Origin of the sequence: Paenibacillus cisolokensis (genome assembly GCF_018403665.1) — a bacterium.
Classification (GTDB): Bacteria; Bacillota; Bacilli; order Paenibacillales; family Paenibacillaceae; genus Paenibacillus_AH; species Paenibacillus_AH cisolokensis.
The window spans coordinates 1-16,219 of the sequence record NZ_BOVJ01000015.1; the positions used below are offsets into that span (position 1 = coordinate 1).

General features: G+C 57.8%; 16 protein-coding genes and 2 pseudogenes. 5 read left to right on the forward strand and 13 right to left on the reverse strand.

Going from position 1 to position 16,219, the window contains the following annotated elements:
* Positions 1-189: 189 nt before the first annotated feature.
* Positions 190-1,644, reverse strand: a complete 1,455-nt coding sequence (locus PACILC2_RS02145; protein WP_213527168.1) for a nicotinate phosphoribosyltransferase — start codon at positions 1,642-1,644, stop codon at positions 190-192.
* Positions 1,645-1,656: 12 nt separating this feature from the next.
* Complete coding sequence (locus PACILC2_RS02150) at positions 1,657-2,199, reverse strand: cysteine hydrolase family protein (RefSeq protein ID WP_062493331.1); 543 nt, start codon at positions 2,197-2,199, stop codon at positions 1,657-1,659.
* A gap of 312 nt (positions 2,200-2,511) precedes the next feature.
* Here PACILC2_RS02150 and PACILC2_RS28355 point away from each other — a divergent pair, with 312 nt between their 5' ends.
* Positions 2,512-2,715: a hypothetical protein gene (locus tag PACILC2_RS28355; RefSeq protein WP_307860307.1), complete on the forward strand. Its 204-nt coding sequence runs from the start codon at positions 2,512-2,514 to the stop codon at positions 2,713-2,715.
* Positions 2,679-2,915: a DUF2500 domain-containing protein gene (locus tag PACILC2_RS02155; protein WP_307860306.1), complete on the forward strand. Its 237-nt coding sequence runs from the start codon at positions 2,679-2,681 to the stop codon at positions 2,913-2,915. Before PACILC2_RS28355 ends, PACILC2_RS02155 begins: the two co-directional genes overlap by 37 nt.
* 128 nt (positions 2,916-3,043) lie before the next feature.
* Here the strand turns inward: PACILC2_RS02155 and mntR are convergent, their stop codons facing one another.
* From mntR to PACILC2_RS02200, 9 genes and pseudogenes are all read right to left on the reverse strand, one after another.
* Positions 3,044-3,469: a transcriptional regulator MntR gene (gene mntR, locus PACILC2_RS02160; RefSeq protein ID WP_213527170.1), complete on the reverse strand. Its 426-nt coding sequence runs from the start codon at positions 3,467-3,469 to the stop codon at positions 3,044-3,046.
* Positions 3,470-3,686: 217 nt separating this feature from the next.
* Positions 3,687-4,400, reverse strand: coding sequence for a cytochrome c biogenesis CcdA family protein (locus PACILC2_RS02165; RefSeq protein ID WP_062493334.1), 714 nt, complete (start codon positions 4,398-4,400; stop codon positions 3,687-3,689).
* A gap of 19 nt (positions 4,401-4,419) precedes the next feature.
* Entirely contained in the window at positions 4,420-5,148 is a 729-nt protein-coding gene (locus PACILC2_RS02170) for a metal ABC transporter permease (RefSeq protein WP_244863169.1), read from the reverse strand.
* A gap of 79 nt (positions 5,149-5,227) precedes the next feature.
* Positions 5,228-6,032, reverse strand: a pseudogene (locus PACILC2_RS02175) (metal ABC transporter ATP-binding protein).
* Positions 6,033-6,056: 24 nt separating this feature from the next.
* A complete protein-coding gene (locus tag PACILC2_RS02180) occupies positions 6,057-7,163 on the reverse strand; it encodes a metal ABC transporter solute-binding protein, Zn/Mn family (protein ID WP_213527172.1) in 1,107 nt (368 codons plus the stop codon).
* 493 nt (positions 7,164-7,656) lie between these two features.
* Complete coding sequence (gene metG, locus PACILC2_RS02185) at positions 7,657-9,642, reverse strand: methionine--tRNA ligase (protein WP_244863170.1); 1,986 nt, start codon at positions 9,640-9,642, stop codon at positions 7,657-7,659.
* Positions 9,643-9,794: 152 nt separating this feature from the next.
* On the reverse strand, positions 9,795-9,965 hold the full coding sequence (locus tag PACILC2_RS02190) for a hypothetical protein (RefSeq protein ID WP_213527177.1): 171 nt from the start codon (positions 9,963-9,965) through the stop codon (positions 9,795-9,797).
* A 109-nt stretch (positions 9,966-10,074) separates the two neighbouring features.
* Positions 10,075-10,329, reverse strand: coding sequence for a membrane protein insertion efficiency factor YidD (gene yidD, locus PACILC2_RS02195; protein WP_062493338.1), 255 nt, complete (start codon positions 10,327-10,329; stop codon positions 10,075-10,077).
* 17 nt (positions 10,330-10,346) lie between these two features.
* A complete protein-coding gene (locus tag PACILC2_RS02200) occupies positions 10,347-10,769 on the reverse strand; it encodes a Fur family transcriptional regulator (protein ID WP_062493339.1) in 423 nt (140 codons plus the stop codon).
* A 198-nt stretch (positions 10,770-10,967) separates the two neighbouring features.
* Between PACILC2_RS02200 and PACILC2_RS02205 the strand changes: the two genes are divergently transcribed.
* The 3 genes and pseudogenes from PACILC2_RS02205 (at position 10,968) to PACILC2_RS02215 (ending at position 14,137) form a co-directional block, all read left to right on the forward strand.
* Entirely contained in the window at positions 10,968-11,960 is a 993-nt protein-coding gene (locus PACILC2_RS02205; protein ID WP_213527179.1) for a Gfo/Idh/MocA family protein, read from the forward strand.
* A gap of 85 nt (positions 11,961-12,045) precedes the next feature.
* On the forward strand, positions 12,046-12,975 hold the full coding sequence (locus PACILC2_RS02210) for an AraC family transcriptional regulator (RefSeq protein ID WP_307860303.1): 930 nt from the start codon (positions 12,046-12,048) through the stop codon (positions 12,973-12,975).
* A gap of 83 nt (positions 12,976-13,058) precedes the next feature.
* Positions 13,059-14,137 (forward strand): annotated as a pseudogene (locus PACILC2_RS02215) (Gfo/Idh/MocA family protein).
* 99 nt (positions 14,138-14,236) lie between these two features.
* Here the strand turns inward: PACILC2_RS02215 and PACILC2_RS02220 are convergent.
* Both PACILC2_RS02220 and PACILC2_RS02225 read right to left on the reverse strand, forming a co-directional pair.
* Entirely contained in the window at positions 14,237-15,424 is a 1,188-nt protein-coding gene (locus tag PACILC2_RS02220; RefSeq protein ID WP_213527181.1) for a hypothetical protein, read from the reverse strand.
* Positions 15,421-16,209 carry a stalk domain-containing protein gene (locus tag PACILC2_RS02225; RefSeq protein ID WP_213527182.1) on the reverse strand — a complete coding sequence of 263 codons (789 nt, stop codon included), beginning with the start codon at positions 16,207-16,209 and terminating at the stop codon, positions 15,421-15,423. The genes PACILC2_RS02220 and PACILC2_RS02225 overlap by 4 nt, the downstream gene beginning before the upstream one ends.
* Positions 16,210-16,219 lie beyond the last annotated feature (10 nt).

Sequence of the window (16,219 nt, forward strand, 5' to 3'; positions counted from 1 at the left end):
CCGCGGCGGCGAGAAAGACGCGTCCCCCGGCCAGGCCGGCAAAGGCGCGCGAGCGCAAGCCGATACCGTTCAAAGTGATCGAGGGCGGCAAAGACGACGACGATCTGCCCAAATACCACTGACCTGCGATCGAGCGCAAACAAAGCGCCTGTTTCCGGCGGAAACAGGCGCTTTGCGCTGTACATACGGCTATTGCTGATATTGCTGAAGCAGCTCCATCTTCAAATTCCAGGCCGCGCGGCTAAAATTGACCCGGTACTTCTCCGGATTCAGCTTGCGCAAATATTCCGGCCAGAACAGTTTGAGCTGCTCCGCATGGTAGCTGCGGATCTCGTCAAGCGACGGCATGGAATAGACCAGCTCTCCATTTTGGAATACAGACTTCAACAGCGGCACCGCCTCGTAATGTTCGACCGTTTTCCGCAAATAAGGATGAACCGGATCGAACAGCTCGATGCGCTCGCCTTTTCGAATATCCTCTTCCCCCGTAAGCGCGATGTAATCCGCTTCCGCCTTGCGCGTCCGCCGGTTAATAAGCCGGTACACCTCTTTCACACCGGGATTGGATACTTTCTCCGGATTGCCCGAAATTTTGATAACCGGCAAGTACGTTCCGTTCTTCTCGCGCGCCACCAATTTATATACGCCGCCAAGCGACGGCTGGTCGCTCGCCGTAATGAGCTGGGTGCCGACACCCCAGATGTCGATTTTCGCCCCTTGCGCCTTCAGGTTGAAAATAATGTTTTCATCCAGATCGTTCGAAGCGATGATCTTCACGTAAGACAAGCCGGCCTCGTCCAGCATTTCCCTGGCCCGCTTGGACAGGTATGCGAGATCGCCGCTGTCCAGCCGGATCGCCTGCATCCGCTTGCCTTTGCTTTCGAGCAGCTTGGCAATCCGGATGGCGTTCGGAACCCCGCTTTTCAACGTATCGTACGTATCGACGAGCAGCGTCACCTGATCGGGCAGCGCCTCGGCATATTGGCGAAAAGCTTCCTCCTCCGAATCGTGGCCCTGAATCCACGAGTGGGAATGCGTACCTTTGACCGGTATGCCGAACATCATGCCGGCGCGCACATTCGAAGTCGCATGGAAGCCGGCCAGATAGGCGGCTCTTGTCCCCCATACCGCGGCATCCGCTTCCTGCGCCCGCCTCGTTCCGAATTCGAGCAGCACGTCATCCGGCGCGACCTGCTTGATTCGCGACGCCTTCGTCGCGATCAGCGTCTGGTAATTCATAAAGTTGAGCAAGGCGGTTTCGATCAGCTGCGCCTCGAAGATCCGGGCTTCCACCCGCACGAGCGGCTCGTTCGGAAAGACGAGATCTCCTTCTTGAACCGACCATAGGTTGCCGGTAAACCGGAACTCCCGAAGCGCCTCCAGAAAGCCTTCTTCGTACCCTTCCTCCTGGGTTCGCAAAAATTCGATCATCTCATCGCCAAAGCGCAGCTCCTGAATATAGCGGACGATGCGTTCGAGCCCGGCGAATACCGCGTAGCCGTTGCCGAACGGCAGCTTGCGGAAATAGATTTCGAATACCGCCTTGTCGTTCATCGTTCCTTGCTTCCAGTGCGCGTACATCATATTGATTTGATATTTGTCCGTATGAAGCGTCAAATTATCGTATGTCTTATCGTATGCCATGCCGTTCACTCCTTAAGCTTGCCGGACGACTTCCGCTCCCAGAACGCCTCGAAAATGTCCAAGCGCCCATTCATGCCCTTGCGGATTGAAGCTTGCGACGGCATCCTCATGAACGACGATGGCGTATCCTCGGTTGTAAGCGTCGACGGCTGTATGCAGAACGCAAATGTCGGTGCAAACTCCGGCCAGATGAAGCTCGGTTATGCCCCTCGCCCGCAGCCGCTGTTCGAGATCGGTGCCGCAAAACGCGCTGTATCTCGTCTTGTCCATCCAGTAAACCCGCTCCCGATGCCGCTCGTACCAGTCGCCCAGCTTGCCGTACAGACGGCGGCCTTCAGTGCCCCGGATATTGTGCGGCGGGAACAGCTTCGTCTCCGGATGGTAGGCGTCCCCTTCTTCATGAAGATCGACGGCCATCACGACGAAATCGCCGTTTTTCACAAACCGGTCCGAGAGCTCCGTTATCCGTTCTTCAATATCGATGCCGGGCTGCCCGCACGGCAGCTTGCCGACGATAAAATCAACCGTATAATCGATCGCGATCAACGCCTTCATATTACGTACCTCCCTCATCCGCTCCGGCATGCCTGCCGGCGCGCGTCCGACATTTCGGTTCGGAATCGTTCGAACTATTATGAACCTTAATCCATTCGGAAGTCAATCCGTAGAACGGCCATTCTCCCCCGATAAGCGCCGGCTCCGCCCGCAAACAAGCTTTACAGCCGTTCTCCCTGCCATATAGGATGATCCAAACGTCGGGCACGGCGGCAAGGCCGATCCGGGACAAGCGAAACCAAAGCCTTCGATCGACGTATGTATTCTCGTACAGCGTAGAATAGCGAACTTGCGAGCAAAGGAGGTTGTTTCATGGTCGTGTTTCCCGGAGATCAGGGCTTCGGCATCGGGGGCTTCATGGCCGCCGTCATACCGGTTATGCTCGTGATCGCCTTCGTCGTCGTAATCGGCAAGATCGTGCTGAACGGCACCAGGTATATGAAAATGCGGCCGCTCCCTGCGAGACGGTCTACGGACGCATCGTCGCGAAGCGCATGCATGTCAGCTCTCATATGAACCACCATCATCACCAACAGGGAATGCATCCGATCCGTTCTTCCCGGACGGATTATTACATCACGCTGGAGTTCGACAACGGCGAGCGGCGGGAATATCTGGACGTCCGCAACCTGTACGGCCTCGTTGCCGAGGGCGACGAAGGATACGCTGCCGTGCAAGGCGACTGGATCGTCGCATTCGAGCGCAACACGCGTTGACGCGGGGATACGGCAAGCGGGCAATCGAGGCGAAATACGCCATTTTCGCTTCTAACATAAAGCCGCCCGTTACGGGCGGCTTTCGTACCGTCCTCCGCCTGCTGCGGAGCGATATTGTTCAACGGCCGTCACTCTTCGTTGTCAAGTTCGGAGCGAATGCGTCGCAATTCTTCGAGCCGGCTGCGGTCGCGGTTGAAATATTCGACCAGCGTCTCGATGCATGTGATGGAATCCCAGCTCAGATGGTGCTCGATTCCTTCCACATCCTTGTAAATGTTCTCCTCCTGAACCCCGATTATGGATAAAAAGGTTTCCAGCAAATGATGGCGGTCGACGAGCCGTTTCCCGACTTTCTTCCCTTTGTTCGTCAGGACGAGACCGCGATACTTTTCGTAGATGAGATAGTTGTCTTTGTCCAACTTCTGTATCATCTTCGTAACGGATGAGGGGTGCACTTCCAGCCCTTCCGCAATATCCGAAACGCGGGCGTATCCTTTCTCATCGATCAGCTTGTAAATTCGTTCCAAATAGTCTTCCATGCTCGGTGTCGGCATTGAAGAACCCCCTCACCTAGCTTCTTCGTCTTGTTTCCACGTCATTACTCTTAGTATCATACACTGTAGTGGACAAGGCCGCAACTGTTCCCGCGGCTTCGCGGTTTGTTGCTGCGTCCCTTCTTTCGATAAGCATGCGAATGCGCCCCGCACATCTTTCGATGCGGAGCGCAAGTTCGGCCGCTTGCCCCTGGTGCGGCCGTTCATAATATTCCGCCTAGAACTTCAGCCAATCCGGCGTAATGGCGTTCAGCCAGACCGTAATTCGCGTCATCTGGTCCGTAAACAGCAAAACGGCCATCAGAATCATGACGGCCCCGCCGACTTTCATCATCGCATTCGAATATTTCAATATCCAGCGCGTCGAGCCGAGGAAGAACGCAAGCACGAAGAACGGGATGGCGAAGCCGAGCGCGTACGCCGTCGTCAGCTGAAACCAGGTGCCGGGCGACGAAGCGGCCAGCGCCAGAATCGCGGCAAGAATCGGACCGACGCACGGCGACCATCCGGCGGAGAAGCCGATCCCGAAAATAAAAGAGCCGAGAAAGCCGGATTTCTTCCCTTTCACCGGCAGCTTGAAATCCCGCATCAGCACACGCGGCTGAAAGAGGCCGACCAGAAACAGCCCCATCAGCAAAATGAGGATGGCCGAGAGCTGGCGAATCAGATCCTGATATTGGCTGAACGCTTCCGCGAACGCGTTCGTCCCGTAGCCGAGCGTGTAGTACACGACGGAGAAGCCCAAAACGAAGAACAGCGTATGGGACATCGTCCGCATCCTGACGTCGCGCCGGCCGCCGCTTTCTTTCAAATCGGCAACCGAAATGCCGGTAATATAGGATAAGAACGACGGGTAAAGCGGCAGACAGCACGGCGAAATAAACGACGCGAAGCCGGCGCCGAACGCGAGCCATACATTGACGCCCGACATGGCTGACCCTCCTAACGAGTTAGATTTTGAATCCTTTGCGGACGCCGAGCAGGACGATCAGCGCCGCGATCAGCAGCAGCACGATCGTCGCGCCCGGCGCGAGATTCCAGTAGCCTGCGACGAGCAGGCCGCCGATGACCGCGCATTCCGCGACCACGACGACCATGACGACCGACTGCCGGAAGCTGCGCGCAACGGCCAGACTGCAGGCGGCCGGTATGACGAGCAAGGCCGAGATTAGCAGGCCGCCGACGATTTTGATCGAAACGCCGATGACAAGCGCCGTCATGACGCTGATGAGCATATTGTAAAGCGGCACCGGCAGCCCGCTCACTGCCGCCGCATCCTCGTCGAACGTCAGCAGAAACAGCTCCTTCACCTGCAGCCGGATGAACGCCAGCACGACTGCCGTCACCGCGGCAATGACGATCAAGTCGGCGTAATCCAGCGTATAGATGCTGCCGAACAGGTATCCGGTCACGTTGACGTTAAAGCCCTTGTCGAGCGTAAACAGCAAGGACGCCAGCGCGACGCCTCCGGACATAATAATCGCGATCGACAGCTCGGCATAGGTTTTGTACGCCTTGCGCAGCTTTTCGATCGCGAACGTCGCCGCCAGCGCGAACAGCAAGCCGACGCCGAGCGGGTAGACGCCGATAAGGAAGCCGAGCGCAACGCCGGCGATCGACACATGGGCGAGCGAGTCCCCGATCATGGCCAGTCTGCGGAGCACGAGAAACAGCCCCATCAGCGGCGCGGACAAACCGATCAGCGCTCCGCCGATCAGCGCTTTCTGAAAAATTCGGTGCTAATGACATCCCACAATACTAAACGCCTTCTTTCCCGCTCTCCAAATTGCGCCGCAAATCTTTCAACGTATGTGCCAAATCGTTCTCCACACAGTCTGTCAAATCATGCGAGTGGCGGACGTAAAATTTGAGCCTCCCGCTTTCCTGCGCCAGCTTCAGTCCGAGGAAGGAGCGGATCATGTCCATATCGTGCGACACCATCAGAAAGGTAATGTTATGATGCTCATGCATATGCTTGATCATATGAAAAAGCCTTCCTGCGTCTCGGCGTCAATCCCGACGGTAGGCTCGTCCAGTATGAGCAAATCCGGATTGTTGATCAGCGCCCGCGCCAGAAAAGCGCGCTGCTGCTGACCGCCCGAGAGCTGGCCGATCCGCTTGTCCGCCAAATTCTCGATGCCGAGCGCCAGCAGCGCATCCTCGCATTTTGGTAATCGTCCTTGCTCAGTCTGCGGAACAGCTTCCTTCTGCCGAATAGCCCGGACATGACCACTTCCCGCACCGTGGCGGGAAAGAGCGGGTTAAACGCATTTTTCTGCGGAACATAGCCGATGCGGTGCCAGCCCTTGAACTTCCGGACCGGCTCGCCGAACAGCCGGATCGTCCCTTCCTCCGGCTTGAGCAAGCCGACGATCATGCGCAGCAGCGTCGTTTTGCCGGCGCCGTTCGATCCGATCAGACCGACAAAATCCCGTTCCTTGACCGCAAAATCAAGCCCGCGGATCACCTTCTGCTCCCGGTAGGAGAACGAGACGTTCTCCAGCGTAATGATGTCGCGGTGGCAGTCAAGCGCTCCTGCAGGCAGGTTGGCGGCATCCGTCATCGTCCTCACCTCATCTTCATTCCTTTATTGTAATGCCTTAAGCAGATTTTGCAAATTTCTTTCCATGATTGTCACATAATCGTCGCCATTACGCTCCTGCTCCGGCGTCAATCCTTCCAGCGGGTTCAGCACGAGCGTCTCGACGCCGGCTTCGTTCGCCAGCGTACGGGCCAGCTGATCGGATACAAGCTCTTCGAAAAAGATATGCGTCACACCGTTTTCCTTGACAAAGTTGGCGATTTTGACAAGATCCTGGGCCCGCGGCTCGGCGTCGGGCGACAGCCCCATGATGGCGATTTGGTTCAGCCCGTAATCGCGGGCGAGATAACCGAACGATTGGTGCGATACGACGATATCCTTGCGCGTCGTCTTGGACAGCTCCGCCGCATATTTCGCGTCCAATGCCTCCAGTTTTTCTTTCAGCTTCGCATAATTGGCCTCGTAGGCTTCGGCATTGGCGGCATCGGCCTCGACCATCGCGTTTTTCACGTTCTCGGCCAGCAGCAGCGCCGTCTTCGGACTCGACCACGTATGCGGATCGACGTCTAACGAATGATTGTGGCCATCTCCGGCTTCATGCTCGTGATCATGCTCCGAACCGGACGCAGCCTCGCCTTCATGCTCATGATCAAGCTCCGAGCCGGACGCAGCCTCGCCCTCATGCTCGTGATCATGATCGGCGGCGCCATTGTCACCGTCCCCGACGTCGATCAGTTCGATACCGGCGCTCATCTCGCGCGCAATCAGCCCGCTGTCCTTGGACACTCCTTTCAAAAAGTTGTCGACCCAGCCTTCGAATCCCGCACCGTGATAAAGAAACAGCTGCGCTTTCGACACCGTCTCGAGATCGCGGCTTTTCGGGCTCCAGTCATGCGGCTCCACCCCGGCCGGAATCAGGTTCACGACATGGGCGTGCTCGCCTCCGATCGTTTGCGCCATATAATACAGCGGATAGAAAGACGTCACCACATTCATCTTCCCTTCCACCAGCTTGCTTCCATTCCCTCCGCATGCCGCGGCAACCGTCGAGACGACGAGCAGCGCCAGCGCAACGAGGCTGCCTTTTATCCGCCTTCCTCCGTCCGTTCCTTTGCCCGCCGGCTTCAGCTTCCAATCTTTCCGATTCGTCATTTTGTCTACCTCTTTTACTTTTTCGTAATCGTTACTATTACGTTCAGAATTATAGGGTTATGACAGCCGCCTGTCAACCACCAATTTGCCGTGTCCGTTACCGGCCGGGCTGTTTATGGAGAATAACGGGCGAAGCTGCTGAATTCCGGCGATAGCTGCGCGCTGTCGCCAATATAAATGGATAAAGGCGGCGGAAAGGGAATGAAACGGTTCGTTCCTGAAGGAGACGCGGATCGGGTACGGTCTGAAAGGATGATATGAAAATGGAAAGGATCAAATGAAAAATCGCTTCGGCTACCCCTCATGTATGAAAACCGGTTGGAGCGAAAGCAGCGTGGAACCGAAAAGGGGGAACGGTCGACGGCCGGGCCGCCTTAAGCGACGGGAGTCGTGTGCGTAAAACAAGGACTCCCGCGAGTCTTCCGACCCGCGGGGCGCCGTTTCGCGCGGCCAGGCGCCGCCCGCCGGGCAAGCGCCGGACAGACGCGCCGTCCTATTTCACTTTGGCGCCGTTCGGCATATCGTCCGGCACCGTCGCCAGCGTCAATTGATCGCCGTGCGAGGCGGCCAGTATCATCCCCTGCGACATTTCGCCCCGCAGCTTCACCGGCTTCAGGTTCGTCACGCAGATTACTTTGCGGCCGACGAGTTCCTCCGGCTTGTAATATTGCGCGATGCCGGAGACAACCTGCCGCTGCTCGTAGCCGAGATCGAGCTGAAGCTTGAGCAGCTTGTCGGCTTTCTTCACCGGCTCGGCGGCAAGCACCTGGGCCACCCGAAGCTCCACCTTGGCAAAATCGTCAATGCCGATTTCGTCCGTATCCGGCTGCTCGGGCGTGCCGGCCGAGGCCGGGCCGGCCGCTGTGCCGGACGCGCCGGCGCCATCCCCCGCTGTCGCCGCCGAAGCGGATGCGGCCGCGCCTCCCGACATCGTCGACAGGATATAGGGGATCTCTTCGGCCGCATCGAGGCGCGGGAAAAGCGGCTCGCCCTTGACGACGCGCGTGCCGCCCGGAATGCGGCCGAACGTCTTGGTCGAATCCCACGCCGTCAGCTCGCCCTCGGCAATGCCGAGCTGCCGCCATATGGCGCGCGGCGTATGGGTCAGGAACGGCTGCAGCAGAATCGATACGATCCGCAGCGATTCGGCCAGATGGACCATGACCGAGGCGAGCTGCTTCCGGTTGTTCTCGTCCTTGGCCAGCACCCACGGCTGGGTTTCGTCGATATATTTGTTCGTTCGGCTGATCAACTGCCAGATCGCGGCAAGCGCCACCGAAAACTCCATGTTCTCCATCGCCGCTTCGACCTGCGCAACCGTTTCGGATGCAAGCCCGGCAAGCGGCGCGTCGAATTCGGTAACGGCTCCGGCATATTCCGGAACGGCTCCGTCGAAATATTTGTCGATCATGGCGACGGTCCGGTTCAGCAAATTGCCGAGATCGTTAGCCAGATCGAAGTTGATCCGCTCGATGAAGCCTTCGGGCGTGAACGTGCCGTCCGAGCCGAACGGCACTTCCCGCAGCAGGAAGTAGCGCAGCGCATCGAGGCCGTACCGGTCGATCAGCTTGACGGGGTCGACGACGTTGCCTTTCGACTTCGACATCTTCCCTTCCTTGGCCAGCCACCAGCCATGCCCGAATACCCGCTTCGGCAGCGGGAGATCGAGCGCCATCAGCATGATCGGCCAATAGATCGTATGGAACCGCACAATCTCCTTTCCGACCAGATGAACATCGGCCGGCCAAAACTTCCGGAACAGCTCGTCGTCCTCGGTATCGTAGCCGAGCGCGGTAATATAGTTGGTCAGCGCGTCAATCCAGACATAGATGACATGCTTCGGATCGCCGGGCACCTTGATCCCCCAATCGAACGTCGTGCGGGAGACGGCCAGATCCTCCAGTCCCGGCTTGATGAAGTTGTTGATCATCTCGTTCTTGCGCGATTCCGGCTGAATGAAGGACGGATTTTCTTCGTAATACTGCAGCAGCCGGTCGACGTACTTACTCATGCGGAAAAAGTAGCTTTCTTCCTTTACCAGCTCGACCGGACGGCCGCAATCCGGACAGTTGCCGTCCACAAGCTGCCGTTCGAGGAAGAACGACTCGCACGGCGTACAGTACCAGCCTTCGTACGTTCCTTTATAGATGTCTCCCTGCTTCAGCAGCCGGTCGAAAATGCGCTCGACGACGCGCTTGTGCCGCTCTTCGGTCGTACGGATGAAATCGTCGTGGGTGATCTCCAGTTTCTTCCACAAATCCTGAATGCCGACGACGATGTCGTCGACGAATTGCTGCGGAGTCTTCCCCGCTTCTTTCGCCTTCCGTTCGATCTTCTGGCCGTGCTCGTCGGTGCCGGTCAAATAGCGGACCTCGTAGCCGCGCAGACGCTTGTAGCGGGCCATCGCGTCGCCGGCGACGGTTGTATACGCATGGCCGATATGCAGCTTGTCGCTCGGATAATAAATCGGCGACGTAATATAGAAGCTTTTTTCTGTTCGTTCATCGTTCTTCGCAACCTCCCAAGTGTCATATACTCCGACAGTTCCGGAAAAGGCCTCCCAAACGCAAAAAACTCCCGTCCGCCATGGGACGAGAGCGCGCTCACGTGGTACCACCCAAATTCCTTCCGCTAACGGACAACCGCCGCGAAAGCTTCGTTCCGCCGGCCGCAAAGAGCGGACGGCAACGCCGTTAACGCCGGCAGCCGCGCCGTTCCCTCGCCGTCCGCGCACAAAGCGCACAAGCTCGAAAACGGCTCCTCCAGGACCATCTTCCGGGATACCGCCATACCGGCTTGCACCAGTTCCGGCTCTCTGCGATGGGAGCATTCCCGTACTTATCCGTTCATCGGAGTGATCATTCGGTTGTACAAAATATATCCAAAATATAACCAATTTCGGACGCTAATGTCAAGTGCCGCGGCGTCTTGCCCGGGAAGGCTTCGCCGGCGGGACCGGATCGACGCCTCCGGGATGAAACGGATGGCATCGGGCAATGCGCTTCGCCGCGAGCCAGGAGCCTTTAAGCGCGCCATGTGTTTCCAGCGCCTCCAGCGCGTAGGCCGAGCAGGTCGGATAGAAGCGGCATGTCGGCGGCTTGAGCGGCGATATATATTTCCGGTAAACGCGAATCGGCGCCTGCAACGCCCTGCGTATCGTCGGCATCGCGTCTTCCCGCCTCCCTAATTGTCCCCCTCGCTGCAATCCTCGCAATATCCGAACACTTCAAACTTGTGCCTCACGACGCGAAACCGGTCCGGCACAGCGGTCTGCTCCATCGGACAATACGTGATCGGATACGTTTTGCCGCAATTGAGGCAGATCAGATGATGGTGATGGTCATGCTCCCGGCAATGCAGCTTGAACTTGACGCCTTCCTCGAACATGACCTGCTCCAGCACGCCCAGCTCCTCCATCACCCGCAAATTGCGGTAAACGGTATCGAAGCTGAGGCCGGAGTAATATTTTCCCATATAGTCGTATACATCTTTCGGCGACAAATATCCCGGAGATTCCGCAAACAGTCTGGCCAGCGTCTTGCGCTGGTCCGTAATGCGCAACCCTTGGGCCGACAAGCGCGAAATGATGTCCTCCGTATTTTGCAACGCTGCGACCTCCGAACCCTGTTTATTCTTAAATTCATAATGCCCGAAAATCGCCCGCGCGTCAATGCGGTCAAAGTTTGTCGTGATTTTATAGTCCAGTTGTCATATAATTCGATTCAAATAGAGTGTATACGATGGTAATTTAACGATGTGTCGCATTTTTGAAGTAAACACATTATTGGAAAGAGGAGAGATTCCATGATCCGAGTCGCCATGCTCAGCTATTGGCACGTACATGCCTGGGATTATACGAGACAGGCTCAGCAGCATCCTGAAACGCAAATCGTCGCCGTATGGGACGAGCTTCCGGACCGGGGGGCGGAAACGGCAAGCAAACTGGAGGTGCCGTTCTTCGAAAATCTCGACGAGCTGCTTTCCCGCTCCGACATCGATGCCGTCATCGTTGACACGCCGACGAATATGCACCGGGACGTCATGGTCAAGGCCGCCCGTGCGGGAAAACATATTTTTACGGAGAAAGTAATCGCCCCGACGCTGCGGGAAGTGAATGAAATTATGGCAGCCGTACGCGAGTCCGGCGTCAAGATGACCGTCTCCCTGCCGCGCCTGAACGACAATTATACGCTTGCGGTGCAAGAGGTGCTGAACCGGGGAGTGCTCGGCGAACTGACGCTCGTGCGCGTCCGCCTGTCCCATAACGGCGCCACGGCCGGCTGGCTTCCTCCCCACTTCTTCAATGCGGAGCAGTGCGGCGGCGGCGCGCTGATCGACCTCGGCTGCCATCCGATGTATTTGACCCGCCTGTTCCTCGGCCTGCCTGAAAGCGTTAGCGCCACGTACGGCTACGTCACCGGCAAGGAAGTCGAGGACAATGCGGTAGCGGTGCTTCGATATGCAAGCGGCGCCATCGGTGTCGTCGAAGCCGGTTTCGTCAACAGCCACTCGCCGTTCAGCGTGGAGGTGCACGGTACGGAGGGCACGCTGCTGTACGGAATGCCGGAGCCGCGCATCGTCGTTCGCAGCAACAAAGCGAACAAGGAAGCGTGGGAAACCGTCGAATTGCCCGTAAGCGCCCCGTCGGCTTTCGAGCAGTGGGTGCGCCACATCAAGGAAGACACCGTGGCCGAAACGAACCTCCGGCTTGCGGTCGATTTGACGAAGCTGATGGAAGCGTCCAACAAGTCGGCCGCCAGCGGCCGCAGCGTACGGCTCGACGAACTTCAGCCGTAAACGTAATTGAAGCTATGATGACGGGCCGGTAACCGCCTATCGCCTCAAGCCGGGCCGCATGCGTGAAAGGAGATGCAGCGCGACGATGAACGAACACGATTCCCGGAACATCGCCGCCAAGCGACAGCTGAAGCCGTTTCCCTACAGCCCGATGGCCGAAAAACCGGATGCGCTCGATTTGCTCAATCTTCGTTTCCGTTGGGGCGGCTACGCCTTTCATGTGCTGCGCTGCCACCTGACGACGTTCCCGCCGGGCAAGACGATCCGGTTTCACAAGCATTCGGAATACGAGTTTCACTTTATTCCGAGAGGAAAAGGAACCGTCATTCTCGGCAAGGAAGCCTATGCGCTCCAGGAAGGGCTGTTCTATCTGACCGGTCCCGGCGTACTGCACCAGCAGGAGGCCGATCCGTTCGAGCCGATGGACGAATTGTGTCTGCATATCGAGGTGTCTCCGCTCGACGAGTCGATGCTTGCCGGGGTGGAAAGCTGGGAGCGCCAGGAGGCCGAAGCCTGCATGCGGGCTTTGGATCGCCTGCCGCTTCGCCCGCTGTCCGACACCGGCAATGCGATGGCATGGTTTCTGACGGCGTATCGGGCCTGGCAGGACAATCAGCCGGGTTATTTGACCTCGATCAAGCATGCGATCATTCAAATCTTGCTTCGATCGGCCCGCGGCGGCGGCCAGGAACGTGCGGAAGAAGTCGAGCTGCCGACCCGTGACATGACGGCTTACCGTTTTCGGCTGGCCTCGCGCTACATCCGCGACAATTACGCGAGCCCGATGACGCTGCAGGACGTCGCCGACCGGCTGCATATCAGCGGACGGCAGCTGCAGCGCGTCTTCCGCGATTACGGCTCCGGCTCGTTTCGTTCTTATCTGGAAAACTACCGCCTGTCGCAAGTATGCGCCGCTCTGGAAGAAGGAAGAGGGCCGATCGAACAGATTGCGGCGGAGCACGGTTTCCAGAACGGAAATTATTTGTATTACGTCTTTCGCAAAAATTCGGGATGACCCCGACCGAATACAAGCGCCGTGCCGCCCAGCGCCGGATGGCAGCCGATCCGGAACGGCGCGAATAAAGGAGTGTTTCGTTCATGACGAAAACGTTGCGTATCGGCATTATCGGCAGCGGCGGCATCGCAGGTTCCCACGTTGCGGCGTACAAAGAGCTTCCGGACGTGGAAATTGTCGCGGTAGCCGACATTGTGCCCGGCAAAGCCGAACAGTTTATCGAACGCCACGGCCTCGCCGGCGCGCGAGCCTTCGCCGACCACCGCAAATTGCTGGAGCTGGATCTTGACGGCGTCAGCATCTGCACGCCGAACGTTTCGCACCACCGTACGACAGTCGACGCGCTGCGCGCCGGCAAGCAGGTGCTGCTGGAAAACCGATGTCCGTTACGCTGGCCGAGGCGATCGAAATGACGCAAGCCGCCCGCGAGACGGGAAATATGCTGACGATCGGTTTTCAGCCCCGTTACGATCCGAATATGCAGCTTATTCGTGAAATTGTGCAAACGGGCAAGCTTGGCAAGGTGTACTATGTGGAGACGGGAGGCGGACGTAGGCGGGGGATGCCTGGTGGCACGTTTATCCGCAAGGAATTGGCCGGCGCCGGCGCGATGGCCGATATCGGCTGCTATTCGCTCGACATGGCGCTCTACGCGCTCGATTATCCGAAGCCGCTTACCGTCTCGGCCTATACGTCCAACTACTTTGGCCGCAATCCGCTTTACCATCCCGAGGCCGACCGTTTCGAGGTGGAGGATTTCGGTGTGGCGCTCATCCGCTTTGAGGGCGATCTGGTGCTGCACTTCAAAATCTCCTGGGCGATGCATATGGATTCCCTCGGCGCGACGATGTTTCTCGGAACGGACGCCGGCCTGAAAATTACGCCGTTCGGAACGGGCAACTGGTCGGGCGTGTGGGACGGCAAAGTCGGCGAAATCAAGCTGTACCATGATTTGATGAACCGCCAGACCGTTACTCCTGTACCGCTGATCGAGCATAATCTCCATCTGTTCCGCGAGAAGGTCCGCGATTTCGTCGACGCCGTGCGCGAAGGCCGGCCGGCGCCGATTCCGGGCGAGCAAATTTTAATCCAGCAGGCGATTATCGACGGCGTTATCCGTTCCGCCGAGCTGAAGCGGGAAGTCGATATCGTTCTTCCTTGATCGTATACGGCATCCCGAAAAAAAGGGCTGACCGATCGCAGATTTGCTATCTGCGAATCGGTCAGCCCTCTTTGCATCCTGTTTTATTTACCGGCTTATTTACCGGCGCTCCTCCGGCATCGGCAGGAACAGCATCGCAACCGGCAAGTTGCTCCCCGATGCGAGGGTGAACGTAATCGAGACGTTCTCCGGCGAATTGCCGGTCCGGTACAGCACCGCCGCTTCATTCTGGTTTTTCAGAATGCTGTTCTTCGTAACCGGGACAACCTGGCCGTTGATGATGAACGAGCCGGCATAATGGCCTCCGCGGGCGTTGAGCGCGATCAGCGTGCGCGGCGCGACCTCCAGATTCATATGATACAGCACGCCGAAGTTGCCAAGGTTCAGCTCCAGTCGGCCGGTCGTGCCGTCGATGCCGCTCAGATACGTGTCCATCTTGCGGTCGCCAAGCACGACCCGCTTCGGCTCGTAGCCAAGAGGCTCGGTAATGACGAGCTCGCGGTTCGCTTCGTAGAACGTTCCGCGAACGTGCAGGCCGTCGCGCGGCATAACGGAGAGCGAGTCGAGCTCCTGAACCGGATCTTTGGCCGGATCCAGTACGACGACACGGAAACGGATCAGCTTGTCGGTCACGACGTCGCCGTAAGCCGAGAACACCTGATTCGGCTTGATCGGCACGCTGTGCAGACCGTGCATGATCACCTTCGATTCGCCCGGCTTCAGCGTCGTCCATTCCGTCGCCGGCTTCGAGACGAGCGACTGCATGTAGCGGTCCGTCGCCAGCTTGCCGGCCGTCGACACATATTGCGTCGGTCCGCCGCTGCCGTAGCTGCTCGTGCCGACCTTGGCCGTCGTGCTGTTGATGTTCGTGGCGACAAGATACATATTGACGTTGCGGCCGATTTTATTCAAATTGTGAAACAGAAAACGGACGTTGCCGGACAGTTGATCGTCGTAGGCGATCCCTTCCTCAAGCCATGTTTCCGGGCTGTTGCTGCGCACCATCTGCGCCTTTTCCGATTTGAACGTATACGGAACGGAAGGGATTTGCAGAACGGAACCGCCGCTGATCCCGTATTTTTCGCCTGCGGGGGTGAACAGCTGGTCGAATTCTTCTTTCGTGTACAGCACCTCATCCGAAATATAGACCGACTTCGTAATTCGATCCGTCAATCCTTCGCCATCGGTTACTTCGAGCGTGATCAGCTTCTCTCCCGGCTCGAAGAACGCCGGTTCGTTACCCGACCATTTGCGGCTGACGATATCGTTGCGGTCGTCCGTACTCAAATCGTGGTATTCGATTTTTCGCCGATCCGGTACACGCTTTTGTCGGTGGTGAAATACGCTTCAGGCGGCTGGTTCGGCGCTTTGACCGTAACGGTAACCGAATACGGCTCGCTCCACTGCCCCCGCTCGTCCTGCACCCAGCGGGTGACGACGTATTGGCCGGGCGTGCTGAAAACCGTTTGCCGGTTCTCCCAACGTTCGTTCACAATGTTCAATCCGCCCGGATGGTACGAACGGTCGAGATACGTCACTTGCGTTTTGCCGGCAATAATTTCACTCGGCCAAACGGCAAAATCGGCTTGCGGCAGCGTACTCCACTGCAGCGTAATGCTGCCGCCGCTGACGGACAGCCTGCTGCCTGTAATTTGCGCCCACGTGCGCACCGGCACCATCGTCGAACCGTTCTGCGACATCGTGGCGCCGTTCGCCTTCACCTTATCGCTGCCGACCCAGACATCGGCGCTGTTCAGTTTAAAGCGGATCGTCTTGCCGCCGAGCGTTGCCGTCGCTTCGCGGGAAGATGCGTTATACCCTACTTTGTATCCGTACAGAGATGCGATCGACTTCAGCGGGAGGTAAGACACCCCCTTGATGGCGGTTAGCGGCTGCTGGGCAAGCGTTTGCCGTCCGTTATGTACCATCACCTTGCTGTTCTGCTGCAAAACGAGCTTGTCCGTGTACGCGCCCGCCGCGTCCGCCTGGCCGGACAATCCCGATACCGGCGAGAAGAGCAGCGAAGCTGCGAGCAACCATTTAAACGATCTAGACTTGTGCGACGATTTCATTTCAGGCTCC

What these genes read in the sequence shown, in the direction of transcription:
- PACILC2_RS02145 (WP_213527168.1), bottom strand. Translation starts at nt 1,644, where the DNA reads ATGGCATACGATAAGACATACGATAATTTGACGCTTCATACGGACAAA.
- PACILC2_RS02150 (WP_062493331.1), bottom strand. Translation starts at nt 2,199, where the DNA reads ATGAAGGCGTTGATCGCGATCGATTATACGGTTGATTTTATCGTCGGC.
- PACILC2_RS28355 (WP_307860307.1), top strand. Translation starts at nt 2,512, where the DNA reads ATGGTCGTGTTTCCCGGAGATCAGGGCTTCGGCATCGGGGGCTTCATG.
- mntR (WP_213527170.1), bottom strand. Translation starts at nt 3,469, where the DNA reads ATGCCGACACCGAGCATGGAAGACTATTTGGAACGAATTTACAAGCTG.
- PACILC2_RS02165 (WP_062493334.1), bottom strand. Translation starts at nt 4,400, where the DNA reads ATGTCGGGCGTCAATGTATGGCTCGCGTTCGGCGCCGGCTTCGCGTCG.
- PACILC2_RS02170 (WP_244863169.1), bottom strand. Translation starts at nt 5,148, where the DNA reads ATGGGGCTGTTTCTCGTGCTCCGCAGACTGGCCATGATCGGGGACTCG.
- PACILC2_RS02180 (WP_213527172.1), bottom strand. Translation starts at nt 7,163, where the DNA reads ATGACGAATCGGAAAGATTGGAAGCTGAAGCCGGCGGGCAAAGGAACG.
- yidD (WP_062493338.1), bottom strand. Translation starts at nt 10,329, where the DNA reads ATGCCGACGATACGCAGGGCGTTGCAGGCGCCGATTCGCGTTTACCGG.
- PACILC2_RS02205 (WP_213527179.1), top strand. Translation starts at nt 10,968, where the DNA reads ATGATCCGAGTCGCCATGCTCAGCTATTGGCACGTACATGCCTGGGAT.
- PACILC2_RS02210 (WP_307860303.1), top strand. Translation starts at nt 12,046, where the DNA reads ATGAACGAACACGATTCCCGGAACATCGCCGCCAAGCGACAGCTGAAG.
- PACILC2_RS02225 (WP_213527182.1), bottom strand. Translation starts at nt 16,209, where the DNA reads ATGAAATCGTCGCACAAGTCTAGATCGTTTAAATGGTTGCTCGCAGCT.